At 58.4% G+C, this 15,243-nt stretch carries 11 protein-coding genes; all 11 read right to left on the bottom strand.

Features of this window, described 5'->3' with window-relative positions; translation table 11 throughout:
• Nucleotides 1-32: 32 nt before the first annotated feature.
• The 11 genes from J3P97_RS00535 to tssF are packed head-to-tail and all read right to left on the bottom strand — an operon-like array spanning nt 33 to nt 15,243.
• The gene (locus tag J3P97_RS00535; protein ID WP_434673234.1) at nt 33-761 is read right to left on the bottom strand and encodes a PP2C family protein-serine/threonine phosphatase; all 729 of its coding nucleotides are present in this window, start codon (nt 759-761) and stop codon (nt 33-35) included.
• The gene (tssM, locus tag J3P97_RS00530; RefSeq protein ID WP_434673233.1) at nt 761-4,249 is read right to left on the bottom strand and encodes a type VI secretion system membrane subunit TssM; all 3,489 of its coding nucleotides are present in this window, start codon (nt 4,247-4,249) and stop codon (nt 761-763) included. Before tssM ends, J3P97_RS00535 begins: the two co-directional genes overlap by 1 nt.
• A 14-nt stretch (nt 4,250-4,263) precedes the next feature.
• Complete coding sequence (gene icmH / locus J3P97_RS00525) at nt 4,264-5,127, bottom strand: type IVB secretion system protein IcmH/DotU (protein WP_434673232.1); 864 nt, start codon at nt 5,125-5,127, stop codon at nt 4,264-4,266.
• 5 nt (nt 5,128-5,132) lie between these two features.
• Nucleotides 5,133-6,464 carry a type VI secretion system baseplate subunit TssK gene (tssK, locus tag J3P97_RS00520; protein WP_434626733.1) on the bottom strand — a complete coding sequence of 444 codons (1,332 nt, stop codon included), beginning with the start codon at nt 6,462-6,464 and terminating at the stop codon, nt 5,133-5,135.
• Nucleotides 6,451-6,966 (bottom strand): type VI secretion system lipoprotein TssJ, encoded by a 516-nt coding sequence (gene tssJ / locus J3P97_RS00515; RefSeq protein WP_434673231.1) that lies wholly within the window; start codon nt 6,964-6,966, stop codon nt 6,451-6,453. Before tssJ ends, tssK begins: the two co-directional genes overlap by 14 nt.
• Before the next feature lie 5 nt (nt 6,967-6,971).
• The gene (gene tagH / locus J3P97_RS00510; protein ID WP_434674598.1) at nt 6,972-8,159 is read right to left on the bottom strand and encodes a type VI secretion system-associated FHA domain protein TagH; all 1,188 of its coding nucleotides are present in this window, start codon (nt 8,157-8,159) and stop codon (nt 6,972-6,974) included.
• 17 nt (nt 8,160-8,176) lie between these two features.
• Nucleotides 8,177-8,317, bottom strand: coding sequence for a type VI secretion protein (locus J3P97_RS00505; RefSeq protein WP_434602422.1), 141 nt, complete (start codon nt 8,315-8,317; stop codon nt 8,177-8,179).
• Between the two features lie 50 nt (nt 8,318-8,367).
• Nucleotides 8,368-9,885: a sigma-54 interaction domain-containing protein gene (locus J3P97_RS00500; RefSeq protein ID WP_434605241.1), complete on the bottom strand. Its 1,518-nt coding sequence runs from the start codon at nt 9,883-9,885 to the stop codon at nt 8,368-8,370.
• Between the two features lie 8 nt (nt 9,886-9,893).
• Complete coding sequence (gene tssH / locus J3P97_RS00495) at nt 9,894-12,476, bottom strand: type VI secretion system ATPase TssH (protein WP_434673230.1); 2,583 nt, start codon at nt 12,474-12,476, stop codon at nt 9,894-9,896.
• The gene (gene tssG / locus J3P97_RS00490; protein ID WP_434673229.1) at nt 12,473-13,492 is read right to left on the bottom strand and encodes a type VI secretion system baseplate subunit TssG; all 1,020 of its coding nucleotides are present in this window, start codon (nt 13,490-13,492) and stop codon (nt 12,473-12,475) included. The genes tssH and tssG overlap by 4 nt, the downstream gene beginning before the upstream one ends.
• Nucleotides 13,456-15,243, bottom strand: coding sequence for a type VI secretion system baseplate subunit TssF (gene tssF, locus J3P97_RS00485; protein ID WP_434602419.1), 1,788 nt, complete (start codon nt 15,241-15,243; stop codon nt 13,456-13,458). Before tssF ends, tssG begins: the two co-directional genes overlap by 37 nt.

Below are 15,243 nucleotides of genomic sequence, written 5' to 3'. Positions count from 1 at the left end.
GTCTGGGGCAACTGAAGTTGTGGCGGGACCGGTCACTTACGTATCACCACCGCCGTCAGGTTGTCCCTCGCCCGACCGCTCAAAACCCCTGCGAAAAGATGTTCCAATGCTCTGCTCGGGGAAGCCAGGCTCATTGCATCACCGAGCGCTTTTCCGCCAAGGTCCTGATACAAACCGTCGCTGCACAACAAAAACGTATCACCGCAATGAATGTCCAACTCCAGGATCTCCAACGTCAGTTCGTGCGAGGCGCCTACTGCGCGGGTCAGTGCCTTCGCCGCGGGGTGAGCATCTGCCTCCTCTATACTGGCCTGATGCTCGTCGATCAGTTGCTGGCGCAGCGAATGATCCTTGGACAATTGATACAGCTGCCGATCACGCCATAGGTAGCAGCGGCTGTCGCCAGCCCAGATACAAGCGGCACGTTTGCCTTCCAGTAACAGCACCACGACGGTGCTTCCCATGATGCCGAGCGGATTTTCAGCAGTAACTGTCAATTCCTGACTCAGTCTTCGATTGGTCCAGCGCAGGCACTGGCGCACCGCTCTCGAACGCTCATCGATATCTCCATGAATGGGCAGCTCCGCGAGGTTGGCAACTACCAGTTGGCTGGCCATATCGCCGCCCAAATGGCCGCCCATTCCGTCGGCAACGGCCCATATTCCCTGCTCCGGACATTCCAGGTAGGCATCCTCATTACGCGAGCGAACCTTGCCGGGATCGGTACGCGCAGCGCTGCGCCACCTGCCGGAGTGAAGCATCAGAGCTGTACCGGCATCCGGAAGGTACGCAAGGTGCTCATGTCGAAAGGGTTCGGCGTGCGCTGGCTCATCAATAGATAGTTGGCCCGCAGGCCACCGAGATCAGCCTTGAGCACACGCACATCGCGACCGACCAGGTATTCCATCTGCATCAAGTCGAATAAACGAAACAGCGACCAGGGCCCGGTGCTCTTCTCGATGCCGACCCCCTGCCCGCCGACAATCCTGTCCAGTACCAAGGCCGCTCGACCGTCCTGCGCCTCGATTGGCCAGGTGAAAGCGACAGGTTGTATCGGCCCATGCCGGTACTCCAGCGTCTGGTCGCCCAGGCGTAATTCGGATCGGCTGACCGCCGGGTCGAGCGTGTAGGGTTCGAGCTTGAATTGGACTTTTGGCTCGACAGGATCTTCCGCAAAGAAGCTCTGGCGAATGGTATGTGTCGTTGCCATTTGCTCCAGATAGGCCCTGGACATGGGCAGGCTCTGGCCATCGACACTGCGCAGACGGTAGTGCCCCGAATGACCACTGACGAACGGCCGCATGTAACGCTCGAAGAACCGATCGACAATGCCCTGGTCCTTGAAAAACTCCCGGAAGTCATTGATCGCGACATCGCTGGCGCTGTGGGCATTGAACGGATACCGCTTGTTGATTGCCTTTGCGTAGAACGTGTAGAGCTCGCTCTGGTAGCGCTGGTTCAGGTATCGATATGAATCATCGAGCACCAGGCGCCAGCTATCCTCTGCAAGTCCGTTGAGCCATCCACTGAGCGGGCGCGGCAAGCGTGCCGACGCGCTACGCAAATTGCTCAGCGCATCTTGCTGAACACCCATGCGATGTCTCGCCAATTCGAAGGCGGCCTGCTCCGGTGCACTCGCGCGGGTCAGAGTGGCCAACTGCGAGTCGACGTCATCAAGAGCGCGCAACGCCAGGATCAGGTCGCCTGTAGGGCCACCTTCAGCGTCCAGCAGACGGTGCAATGGCTCAAAACGCCGTTGTAAGGATTTCTGCCCGACTTCCGGCAGCCTCGCTGCCACGGTGCTGGCCGCTTTGCCAGCGAGGGCGACCGTATGCAAAACGGTACTGCTGCTGTTCCCGGTCGTTTGCGTCGCTTCATCCATACGTTCGGCAATGCCTTGGATGCGCGTGTGCTCACGCACCTGCACCAGCAATTGCACCAGAGGCGAATACGCCGACGTCAGCTCTGCCAATTGCCCGGCGGCTTCACTGGTGCTATCAGCCCTTCGCAAGCCGACCCGCCCGATCGCCTCGCTCCAGCGTTCGGCATAGTCACGAAAGTACAATTGCTCCAGTTCGCTCATGAGACGACGCATGTCCATGCCGCTGGGATTCGCACCTTCGCCCAGCACCCAATTGTCCTGTAGCAGTCCGGTAATCAGCGTCGTGCCTTGGACTGAGAAGTACTGCTCATAACCTTGACGGGTATAGAAGCCCGGAATGATCTGGTCAGTGCCGACCAGCAACGCACCCTGCGGGCCCAGATGTTGGCTGAGACTGTATGGCGGCAGCGGGTTGGCCTGCTCGCGAAGCATTCGGTAAACCACGTCCGCCAGGGACTCACCGCGCAGGATTTTCCGAGCCTGGGCCACCAATGACTCGTCCACCTCATAGGCGAGAGGCAGGTCCAATAGACGCTCGAAGTGAGTGTTCAAGCCGTTCTGGATCGCTGGGTTGCCGGGATAACGCAGCGACCAATCGCGGGCAAGCCGATCCTTGAGCCATGCCGCGTCGCGTCGCTCGGGCCTGGCCAGCATCAAATACGCGCGAAGACTGTTGAGCAAACGCTCACGGTCACCCAGATTGCCCTGAATATGCTCCTCAAGCATTTTCGCGACCCGAGGCAGGAGTTGCGATTGCAATTCGCGTTCATAGGCGCCAACCACCACGGGGCTGGTTGCATCCCCCTGATATAAACGAATGCGTTCATGCAGTGGCACCGCTTTTTCCGGAGCAAAGACCTGAGTGGCCTCAAAGCGGACATCAAGCGAATCGAGCAGCGCAATCGAGTCGTCGCTGGCCATCGGCGCCAACCGCAGTTGTTCCCAACGTTGGCCCAACATCCACAAATGTTCCAGACGTTCGTGGTTGGCGGAAAAACCCTGTGCCCACAGCAGCCCGAACAATCCAACGGGCGCCAGCGCTGCGAAATAAACCATACGCTGGTTCCAACGGATACGCCTATGTTCGCTCCGCCCGAGGCGAGCCAGATCGGCTTCGGGAAAAATGACCCGCGTCAGCAAATGGTGGATAAATCGGCAGTTGATACCTTCGCGAAGGGACCGCGAAAGCTTACGGCGAGTGCCAGGGCTCGCATCGCCGGGGCTGGCAGCCGCAGTGCCAGGCCGCGAGGTGCAGGTCAAGTAAAAGCCCCGAATTGGGGACGCCTTGCCATTGGAGACTTGCTCGAGCAGTAGATAGAGATATGCGCCCATCTGCGCCAGTTGCTGGGGGAAATCCAGGATAAGACCACGACGTCCGGCATCTCGCTCCTGATGCAGACGCGTGAGCAACTGACTGTTGAGCCTGTGCAGTAGCGACTCGAATTCGGTTCGCGACACGGTCACATCGTTACCGTGCGGGCCCCGACCAAAACTGGCGCCCAGTACCTGGTCGCTCTCCTCCCGGGTCATCGAGTCGAAGAATTCGTTAAAGCCAGGCACGCAGTCCGCCTTGCTCAGCACGAGGTAGACCGGCACGTCGGCGCGCAGTTGGCGCCGGATATCCTGCAGACGGGCCCGGATATGACTGGCAAGCCGGGCAACCTCTTCCTCGCCTCCCAGCAGCACCTCGACAGGCACCGTCAACAGCACGCCATTCAATGGACAATGACGGCGACGCTTGCGCAGCCATTCGAGCAACCCGTTCCAGGCATCAGCATCGACATCTGAATCCGCCTGGGTCAGGTAGCGTCCCGGCGTATCGACCAGCACAGCCTGTTGGGCAAAATACCAATCGCAATGTTGTGTACCGCAAGCGTCTTCCGAGGGATTACGCTCAAACCTGTCGAACGCAAATTCGAGACCCGAACAGGCCAGCAGGCTGGTCTTTCCGCTGGCAGCAGGGCCCATCACCAAATACCAGGGTAAATCATCACGCCAGTACTTGCCGTGGCCGGAATACAGGCTTGAGGTCTTTAACGTTTCCAAAGCCTTCTTGAAGCGCGAGCGCAGCTCGCGGCGCTGATCGTCTATCCTGGTCCGATTGAAAGTACGTGGCGAATTGGCTTCGGCTTTCTTCTCGCTTTCCGAGACGCGCTCAGAGTAGAAAACCATGCCCAGTCCCCATGCAAGAAACATCGCGCTGATCGTTAGCAGACGTGCCGTCGGGCTCGCCCAGAACTTGTAATCGGCAACAGCCAGCAACGGTCCGACAAACCACACCAGCAATCCGATAAAAAGCACCCAGGACAGCGTCCAGACCCAAGTCCGACGCAACCAGGCGCCCATTTTCCTGAAAAGCGATTTCATGATACGTCCCTGTTCTACGGCAGCGGCTGAGCGATAACCGGCTCTGGCAATTGATAGGGTTGCAATGCGCTTTGGCGTTGCTCCTGCAGGACCCAGGCGAAGCCCGAATACATCGCTCCCAGACTGACCAGGGCGAAGACCATCACCATCCAGGCGGGGACAATGCGCATCGGGGCGCGGCGAGGAGCAACAAAACCGTCCCCAACATGGGGAAACTGCCGAGGGGGGTCGCCGCGAACGTGCCGGATCGACCGGTAGAGAGCATCGCGCACGCCTTCGAGCTCAAATCCGCCACGGGCATGCATTCCATATTTGCCTTCAAAGCCCAGGGACAGGCACAGGTATGAGAGCTCAAGCATATGCAAATGCTTGACGGGGTCTTTCGATAAGCGATCAAGCAACTGGAAAACTTTTTCGCCGCCGAAAGTCTCGTTGTGAAAACTGCTCAGCAGGCTGATTTGTGACCAGTTGCTTGCCTGCCCTCCAGGCGCAGCCACCACCGCCTCATCGAGCACCGTGCATAACACATACCGGGCCGCGATCAGCTGGCTTTCCACCACGTTCAACCTCAATGCATGGGCTTCGAAGTCTTTCAAGTCGAGGGCCAGCTCCTGTTTGAGCATGTTCAGATCTCCGCGATCGCGGCCCTGCCTGAGCAGCACCACCCGGGATAACAGCCCGGACGCTGCCGTCACCAACGGATTGAGGCTGGCAACGAACATTTGCGAATGCGGTTGACGAGCGGCATAGATCATCCGCTCGTGCAGATGTTCTACACGCGGCGGCGTCACGGCATCGGTCAAAGGACCCGAGGCCGGACGCTTTCCCTCAGCATCGAGCAGAACGGTTGTTTCGTCCTGAGGACTTTCCATATCCATTTCGGTCAGTTCCTGATCGCCCAAAAATTCAGTTCAAGCTCGGAAAACTCTCCAGAGACATGGAAGGCAAAGCCAGCTGAGCGCTTCACTTGAGCTAAATCTTCAGCACTGGGTTCGAGGATGAAATAGGCTTTGTTGGCATGGAACGCAATCTGCCGCGGCACCACGGGTAGCGGCCTGATCCTGATGCCCGGCAGATGCAGATTGACCAACTGGCGAATCTGCTCGACCGAACCGATCTTCAGATGCGACGGCAAGCGACGACGCAGCTCTTCACCGTCACAGTCGGCGCTCGCGGCCAATACGAATGAAGCCGAGTCCAACAGCGAAAGATCGTTCACTTGAGAAACAAGGATGCCGTACTGGCGAGCCTGCAATTGCAGTTCGATGGCGTGCTGCTCAAGTACCATCGACAGTACCTGACGAATTGACTGCATCAGGCTTCGGAAGCACTCGCCCTGGTTGCTGTGCTGATACCGATTGTCGAGGGGCGGTCGCTTGCTGTCAGTGGAAAATGTCGCCAACTCTCCCAGCAGGGCCAACAGCATCCGGTATAGCGTTTCGGGTTGAGCCAGCTCCAATTCCAGTTGATGCCGCAGCAACAACTCGGTGCGGTTGATCAATTGCAACATCATGAAATCGCCGACTTGTGCCCCACCCGACTTTCCGTAGGAGCGAATTCGCTCGGCGAGGCTTTCGCCCCGGTGGCCCAGCATGCCAATCACTTCCTTGAGACACGACAACAGGTAAGCGGAGGACTTGACCTGGATGAACGTAGGCACGAAATCCGAATCGAGCGTGATCGCACCGTCGGGCGTGGTATCAAGCACTTCACAGAGTTTCAGTTTCACAAAAACCTGATCACCCTGCTGCTCACCCAGCAGAAGACGAAAATCCAGGCGGCCACAGCTGATCTGGCTGCTGGAGGAATCCGCAGCGTTTGAATCAGACACTTGTGCGTCATAGGTGATGTAGCGCGCCAGCACGTCCGACTGCTCTGGACGACGAGACTCGATGTGATTGCCCGTTACTAGTGGCAGCGCGAGGTAGATCGGCGTATTGCAGATATTGGACGGGACTTCCAGGACAAGCGGTTCAGCGCTGCCGTCCAACTCGAACAAGCTACCGTCCGGCAGGACACCGGAGGCTCTGTTGACGACCAGTCGTCCCATGTTGAGGAACTGCGCATCGATTTCCAGCGCCAGGAAGCCCCAGGTGTAGCCGCTCAATAGCCGCGTGCGGACCTTCAACTGGTGATCGAAATAGCGGTCGTTGTGCTGCAGATGTTGCGGCCGCAGCAGCATGCCTTCCTGCCAGATGACTTTATCGTGATTCATCGATCACCCACCCTGCCGGCTTTCCAAGACGAGTGGCGATCCCATCCTGATCAAGCGTCAGGCTCGCTTCAGTCACTCGCCCCGCAATGATCGGCAGCGTGTAGCGCCACTTTGCTTGCGGCAGATCACGGTATGCCGCGAGTATCCCGACATAACGACCGCCCCCTGCAATGTCGAGCCGGAGCCTGACGGTTTCGCCGGGACGCAACTCCAGCTCTTCGCTGGCGATCAGGTCAGGTGAAAGAGTTTCCCTGGCACGCTCGTAGAGGCTGAAGAAGTCCGCGTTCTCAAAAGCCACTGGATGCTTGAGCTCAAGCAAGCGCACCACCACGGGAGATGGCCGTCCGTTGAGATCCGGGTTGAGCTGATTGCCGGCGATCAGGGTGAGGTTGAGCTTGGTCATCGTCGAAAACGGTGACAGCGAGGCGCAGCCGGTCATGAGCGTCGAGGTTACGAACGCCAACATCAAAGGCTTGAATAAAGGCACGGTGCTGCTAGACATGTACGTCATCCATGAGAGTCGTTTTGCAGGGTGGAGATCAGGCGAACCTGCTCCTCATAAGCCTTGGCGAAATCCCGGGCCAGCAGTCGCTCGGTCCAGTCGTCGTCCAGGCAAAGCGCCTGGTGATAACGACCATATGCTCGCCAGTAGCGACCTGGTGTGCTGATCAGCAGTCGTTGCTCTCGTTCCAGTCGAAGGATCAATTGCCGAGGTGAAAAATGCTCCAGCGTTGCGCGCAAGGTGGCGCGACTGGCGGCGAGCAACGCCACTTGATGAGCCTGAAGATCGCTGAATGCGCTAGCGATGGCATCGGTCGCTGACAACATCCCTGGCGATCTCGGTTGCAACAACATCTGCAGGGCGTCATCGGCGTACTTCAATGGATTTTTCTGGTCGCGTTGAATCTGCGTCGGCGCCAGGCGCAATTCACTTTTCAGCTCCCTACGGGTTCGCACGCTCTGTTGCAGCCCTCGAATGCTTTGCTGGAACAACCGAGCAACATCAATCGCCAGGGCCTCCCGGCCTTCGTTGTCCAAATTGTCGAGATCCATGTCCAGCGCAACGCCGAAGCGTCTCCAGAAATCCTGGCTTACCAGCGCAGCCGGTTCTGGCGACAGGTGTAGCTCGGGTTCGCGCGATGCTTCGACCAGTTCAGGAAGCAGAAGGCTCTCCGTATCCACACGCCCATGGTCCGGGCAACAGGACCCGAACGTGGCCGCCGCACCGGGGTTGATCAGCTCATCAATCCCACAATACGCCCGTTCCTGTTGATCCAGGGTTTTCAGCGGATCAAGATTAAATAGCGCGTCCTCCGGTATGAAGCCATCGACCGGTACTGAACGGCAGCGGTCTGCAACGCGGCTCGCCGCCCCCTCTACCAGCCGCGCCTGGACAGTGCAGTCGCCCATCACATACACATCCCCATCCTCGATGTGCACTGGCTGCCCCTTGGGTAATCGCATGCCGCTTTTACGATGGGATATGCCGTTGCCGCTGGTATCGGTCAGAAAAAACCTGCCCTCCTCGAAACTCACTCGTGCGTGACGCTTGGACAGGAGGCGCTCGCAGTCCGGAATGATCCAGTCGCAATCATCCCCCCGCCCAATCACACCGCCGGCCGGCCCGAAAATCTTCCGGCAGAGTTCCGGGGTGATGAACTGCCTGGCAGTGAGCATTTCTAAAACGAGTTCCATCGACAACGCTCCTTGGTTCACTGGCCACGACTGACCGCTTGCGGATCACCTAATGGGCGATAATCTTTATCGTCGAATTTATAATTGCCGCTGCAGGCGCCAAGGCCGAACAACACGATGAAAACAAACAGAACGGTCTGACAGGCACGAACAGGCATCCAGAGCCTCCGGAGACTTGAATAGATGGGAGCCAATGAGGGAGTGGGATTCATACTTCAACATCCCGACGGCTGATTTTCAGCCGGTGCATCCGATAGATCAGTGTCCGACGGGGCAAGCCGAGCTCACAGGCAGTGAGCGTCTGGTTACCGAGGTTCTTGCGCAGGCAATCAATTACCAGACTGCGCTCGATTTGCTCCATCCGTTCACGCAGGCTAACGCGGCCCTCTTCGGACAGATCCTTGATGTGCAGGGAAAAATGCTCTTCCAGCAGTTCGGCGCCATCGCACAGCAGCACGGCTCTTTCCACGATGCCTTTGAGCTCGCGTACGTTGCCTGGAAAATCATAGGCCGCCAGGTGGACCAGCGCTGCGTCGGACCAGCGCGGAACGTCTCGTTGCAGAAGTGCGCAGGCCTTGTCAGTGAAATGTCGCGCCAGTTCAATGATGTCGGGGCCGCGCTGACGTAGCGCGGGCAACTGGATCGGAAACTGTGCGAGGCGGTAATACAAGTCTTCGCGAAACTTGCCCTCGTTCATCAATTGCTTCAGGTCCCGATGGGTAGCGGCAATAATGCGCACATCGATCTTGTGGGTATGGTTGGACCCCAGCGGACGAATCTCTCCTTCCTGCAATACCCGTAGCAGCTTGGACTGGAGAGACAATGGCATGTCACCGATTTCATCGAGCAACAACGTGCCTCTGTCAGCCGCATCGAACAGCCCGGGGCGATCCCGATCGGCACCCGTGAAAGCCCCCTTGCGATAACCGAACAACTCACTTTCCAGCAAATGCTCGGGAACCGCGGCACAGTTCTGAACAATGAATGCCTCCGTGCGGCGCGGACCATGATCATGTAGGGCCTGGGCAACCACTTCCTTGCCAGTCCCGGTCTCGCCACACAACAGCACGGTGTATGGGCTGTTGATTACCTTGCTGACCAACAGGCAGGTCTGACGCATCGCGTCGCTCTTGCCGATCAAACCATAGCGGTTGGCACTTGGCAGGGTAATGGCAACTTGCCGGAGGCCGTCGGCAGGAAGTTGCCTGCACTGCAGCAGGTGCATCTGCCTGAGCGCAAACATCCCCAGATGCCCGAAGGACTCAGCGAACCCCTTCAAGTCGAGATGCTTGACGCTGGCGCAGAGCAACAGTCCGGCGGTGGCGCCTCGCATGTCGACAAGCGGCACGCAGAGCAGTGATTGCCAAGGCGCGGCACGAACCGGCAGGAACGCCGTATCGTGCAAGCTGTCACTCAACGCGCCCAGGCATACCACACGATTCTGGCGCAGGACGTACTGCAACAGTTGTTCATCGTTATAGTCGCAGGACACGCTTGCCCGATCAGGAAATTGCAGCTGCTCTTCGAGACATTCGGCGTACATTTCCAACCGCGCGTGCGTGGTATCCAGAAGGTATAGTTGCGCCACCTCACACGTACTGAGCCGTGCGATGCCTTTGATGAAATCCCCAAGCAGTGACACGTCGTCGCCAGATCGCGACAGGGTTGAAAACTCGGCCAAAAGGGCTTCTGCATAAGCCAGCGGCTGCGGTACCTGCATGAACATTGCGCTCATCAAGTGAACTCGCACACTACGCTGGCTTGATCATCAAGCGTGGCGTGGACATGCCGCAGCTGTTCATTGTTCGCCATCGCCGTGAGCAAGCGGTCGGCCAATCGCGGCATCAGATGAAGATCGAGCAAGTGATCGATAAGCCGCGCGCCGCTGTCGCTGCGGTCACAACGCTCGACCAACTGGTCGACAAGCTGCGCGCAATAAGTGAATCCCAACTGACGACGTTTCAGCCGCTCGCCCAAGCGAGCCATTTTTATCTCCACGAGCTCACGCAACACCGCACCACTTACCGGGAAGTACGGCACCACACACATCCGCGCCAGCAATGCAGGTTTGAAATGCTGACTGAGCAATGGACGGATAGCTTCTTCGAGGTGTTCGGCGCTTGGTCGCGCGTTGTTTTGGCACAATTGACTGATGCGTTCACTGCCCAGGTTCGACGTCATCAGAATCAGCGTGTTGCGAAAATCGATCTCCCGTCCTTCGCCGTCATTGGCCAGGCCCTTGTCGAAAATCTGATAGAACAGATTCAGCACATCCGGATCAGCTTTCTCAACTTCGTCGAGCAACACAACAGAATAGGGCTTATGCCTGACGGCTTCGGTGAGCATGCCGCCCTCGCCGAACCCGACATAACCCGGTGGCGCGCCGATCAGTCGGGAAACGGTATGTTTCTCCTGGAACTCGCCCATGTTGAGCGTCGTGATAAAACGGTCTCCGCCGTATAGCAAATCCGCCAGGGCCAACGCCGTTTCGGTCTTGCCGACACCGCTCGGGCCCACCAGCAAAAACACACCCGCAGGAGCATCGATCTTGTTCAAGCCAGCCGCGGCCGCCCGCATCGCGCGATCAAGGGCCTGCACGGCTGGTTCCTGCCCCTTGATGCGCGCGCGCAAGTCATCCGCGAAACGGGTGATCCTGCTGTTGTGCTCGCATGCCAGCTGCGACAACGGCACGCCAGTCCATGCGTTGATTACTTCAGCTACCAGGCGTGGACACACTTCAAAGCTGACCAGGCGCTCATCCGCCTGGGCGATTAGCAGCGCATGGTGGGTTTCGTCCAACGCCGCTTCCAGCGTCTCGACTTTCATGACCTGCGACCCATCCTCCCGCGCCCCGACCAATTGCTGGCGTAGTGTTAACAGGCGTTCGGCAAGCACTCGTTGCTCGACCCAACGAGACTCCAGAACCTGGCGCTTTTCTTCAATAGCTTCGAGGTTCACCTCAAGCGTCGCCAATGCCTGGTGATCGATCGGCAACCCGGCCTGTGCATCACGACACAAGGCCTGACGTTGTCGCTCGCCTTCGGCCAGTTCTCCACGCAGGCGCTCAAGGCTTCGCGGCGCTGCAGCCAGGCTGATACGCACCCGAGCACAGGCGGTATCCAGCACATCGACGGCCTTGTCCGGCAATTGACGGCCGGCCAGATAGCGAGCTGACAACCGCGCCGCGGCGACCACCGCATCATCACGCAGATAGATGCCATGACTCTGCTCATAAACCCGGGCCAACCCACGCAGGATTGTCACCGCATCACTGACGGTCGGCTCGTGTAGTTGCACCGGCTGGAAACGACGTGCGAGGGCCGCGTCGTTTTCGAAGTATTTCTTGTACTCGGCCCATGTCGTGGCCGCAATTGTGCGCAATTCGCCTCGGGCCAGCGCCGGCTTGAGCAGGTTGGCCGCGTCTGAACCGCCGGCGCTCCCACCTGTGCCGACCAATGCATGGGCCTCGTCAATGAACAGAATAATGGGAGTGGATGAAGACTTTACGCCGTCGATCACCCCTTTGAGGCGACGTTCGAATTCCCCTTTGATGCTGGCTCCGGCCTGCAGCAGCCCCATGTCCAGCGAAAGGATTTGCACCCCTTCAAGCCCTGACGGCACTTCTCCTGCGACGATGCGCAACGCCAGCCCCTCGACGATGGCAGTCTTGCCGACCCCGGCTTCACCGACAACGATCGGATTGTTCTTGCGGCGACGCGAAAGGATATCGATCATCTGCCGGATTTCGCCGTCCCGGCATAGCACCGGATCAAGCTTGCCATCACGAGCCTGCCGGGTCAGGTTATGAGTGAAGCGCTCCAGTAACGAATCGCCCGGCATGGCGGGTGGACTGTCGTTCGTCTGTGACTGTCGGGACCGGGCGAAATCCATCAGCCGCTCGATGCTCAACCGGGCGAGCAACGGCTGGTACCGAGTGCCGGCATGACGAATGGGGTTGCGTAACAACGCCAGGATCAACGCGGCCTCCGTGACACTGCCTTGACCTAGCTCGAGATTCGCCACCAATAACGCATCCTGCAGCCATTGCACCAGCTCAAGGGCAAATACCGGATTACGTGAAGCGCCGTGTTCAGCCCGGGGTTGAAGAACCGCGCTCAACTGCCCTGGACTTATCCCGGCATCCAGCAAGGCACGCACAAGCAAGCTCTGGCTACGTTCCAACAGGCTCAGCAACAGATCATCCACCAGGATCTTGTCTGCGCCACGATCCGCACATCGCTGCGCCGAGCGCTCCAGATCGCCCCGGGTATCTGCGTCCAACGCTTGGATAAGTTGCTGAAGATCCACATTGATCATTTCGCTCGTTCCTGATGAATACTGCTGCCGAGGGACACCACGCCGTCGGCGTGTTCAAGCCCCAGCCAACTGGTCCATCCCAGGCGGCAAGTGTTCTGCTCTCCGATACGCAGCTCATGTATTTCCTGCTGGCGCAAGACCAGGCGAATGTCATATTCGAGGGGATCACGCAGGGTGAAGCGCACCAGTGTGCAAAGAGGTTGGTAGCCAACACCGATTGGCAGAAATTCGTGCAGACGTTGCCAGTCCAGTTCGCGAATATGGATCCGGAACTTGCCGCTGCGATCACGAACCCGTTCGCCCAGCACGAGGTCTTCGCTCAACAGGCTATTGGCGCCTCCAAGTCGATTGCGCTGCTCGGCGAGAATCTCGACCCGGCGCTCTACGCACTGTTCCAGGCTTAGCTCGGCGTGCTTGAAGTAATAACGCAGCACCGCTTCGATCAAGGCTGCCGAATGGGCTCGGAGACTCAACAGGCCCAGGTACGGCAACAGGCGTTTCCAGTTCAGTTGAGTAGCCTTGCGAATTTCTTCGCCTCCCAGACCGATAAGCGCGAACAGTTGCTCCGAAAACGGGTCCCGAGCGCCACTCTGGAAACTCTGGTAGTAACGATATTTTCGCCATATCGGCAGCATCAACCGCTGGAGGCGATGGTGGAATACGTCGAGGAACTGGCGAGTCGGATTGCCATCGCCGTCTCCCAACGCCTGCTCGCCATAAAACGCCGGTACCGGTGATCCTGTTCCCACCAGGCCGATCAGGTTGATACTCAGGCGAGCCCGCACCTGCCCATGCTCCTGGAAAAATTCCACGCGCTCGATATCACTGGCCGGAAACCCCAGGCTCGGATTGGCCTGGAACTCCAACTGGTCATACAGTGCTTCGTCATCCAGCCCGGGATGGGCGCCGCGCAGCCGCTCGACCACGAGTAAGATCGCCTGGAACAACGAATACTCGCGTATACCTCTCGTCAGCGCGCTCATAGAAGCGGCTGCTGGCCCATACGGGGTGTCCATTGGTACACCTCTCCCTGCGTACTGTTTACCCGCAACTGGTGATACGAGTTGAGGCTGGCGTAGAGCGCGAAAAACTCGTTGAGGACGGACGCGAAGACGTACAAATCGCCTTCGCCGATATAGCCCTGAGGATCGATCGTCAGCTCTGTACATATGCCGCGAACGGGCAAGCCGTGATGCAGCCGATCAACATGGTGGTGTTCAATCGCCTTCAGGCCGCTCAGCAGAAGCTTGCTGACCTTTTCGGTTTGTTCGTCGTGGTAACGCGGAAAGTCGTAGGTTTCGAGTATTACCTTCAGCGCATTGACGTCCACCAGCGACAGGTAATTGAGCGACATGTTGCTGATGAGCTTCCAGAGGAAGTCACGATCCAACGGAGGCGCGTAACTCGGCGTAACCGGACCGATGTTGCGGAAGCCAAGCGACGCCGGGCTCTTGTCGCCCGGTTGATTGATATCACCCGGATTGAGCTGGCGCGGCAGGTTCCGATTGGTGCACATCAACTCGATCGACAGCGTCTCCTGGGTCGGGTTGGGCCGGATGCCGAATCCCAGGCAAGTGTCAAAGCCACCGTGTAGCAACGAAGGCCGTTGGCGAACGCTGTAATAACCGCGATTGCCAGGTACGTCGAAACTGGAATCGTGTTCGAACGATTCGAAAGGCACGTAGGCCTGGTAACCCAGCCCACCGGGGTTCCAGCCAGTAACGCTCTCGACGGAAAACACGCCGCAGTGTTCAGGGTCGTATCGGGCCGGCAAGAGCAGGTATTCATCCTGCTTCCCATCCAGGCGAATCGGCTGCGCGTCATGTTTGAACAGATTGACGATAGGCGTGCAATAAAGCTTTACGTTATCCAACGTCGGACGTAACTGCTGATTACCGCTCTTGCCGATGTCGAAACGCAGGTCCAGCCCTCGCATCTGTTTCAGGATGTCTTGCGGCAACGTGTTGAGTACGTCGAGGCCATTGACATCGATGAACAGGAATTTTTCCTGGAACGCGAAATATTCTTGCAGGTAGCGATAGCCGCGAAAGGTGTTCAACGGATAAGGGACCAGCGCGTGCTCGTCGGCGAACCCCACCGGCCGGACTTGGCTGGCGGCGATCCTGAACGTCAGGGGATCACCATTCGCAGCGGTTACGGGACCGCCATCACCGCCCAACGGGATCAGCTGGACATGTTCCAGGTTGCGCATCAGATTGAGGTAGAGCATCTGGCTGATGTAACGCTCGCCGGTCAGATGCAGGCGCAGACGGTTTAGCTGCAACTCTCCCAGGTGGCCATCGCAAGTCATCTGCAGACGCAGGCTCAATAACGAGCCGTTTCCCTTTACCGAGTAACCGAGCCCAGTCAGATCCAGCGACAATACCTCGGTCGGGTAACAGGTTCGAAAACGACAGATCACCTCTTTGATCGGCTTGCTCTCCACCGGCGTATCGCGCTCGACCTGCAATGCGGGGCCAGCCCGCTGTAGCGGATCAAACTGCAAGATACCGAAGGACGGTAGCGGCCTCATGTAGTTGGGCCAAAGCAGTTGCATCAACGAATGGCTCAACTCCGGCAATTCGTCATCGAGCTTCTGGCGCAAACGCCCTGTCAGGAACGCGACGCCCTCCAGCAACCGTTCAACATCAGGGTCGCGGCCAGCCTGGCCGAGGAACGGTGCCAGCGCAGGATTTCGCTCGGCAAAACGCTGGCCCAACTGGCGAAGCGCGCTCAACTCGCTCTGGTAGTACTGATTGAATGACAT

The sequence above is a fragment of the Pseudomonas sp. R1-15 genome, from assembly GCF_051132085.1.
Taxonomy (GTDB): Bacteria; Pseudomonadota; Gammaproteobacteria; order Pseudomonadales; family Pseudomonadaceae; genus Aquipseudomonas.
Note: the sequence above shows the minus strand (reverse complement) of the source record. Positions and strands in the feature narration are given on the sequence as shown.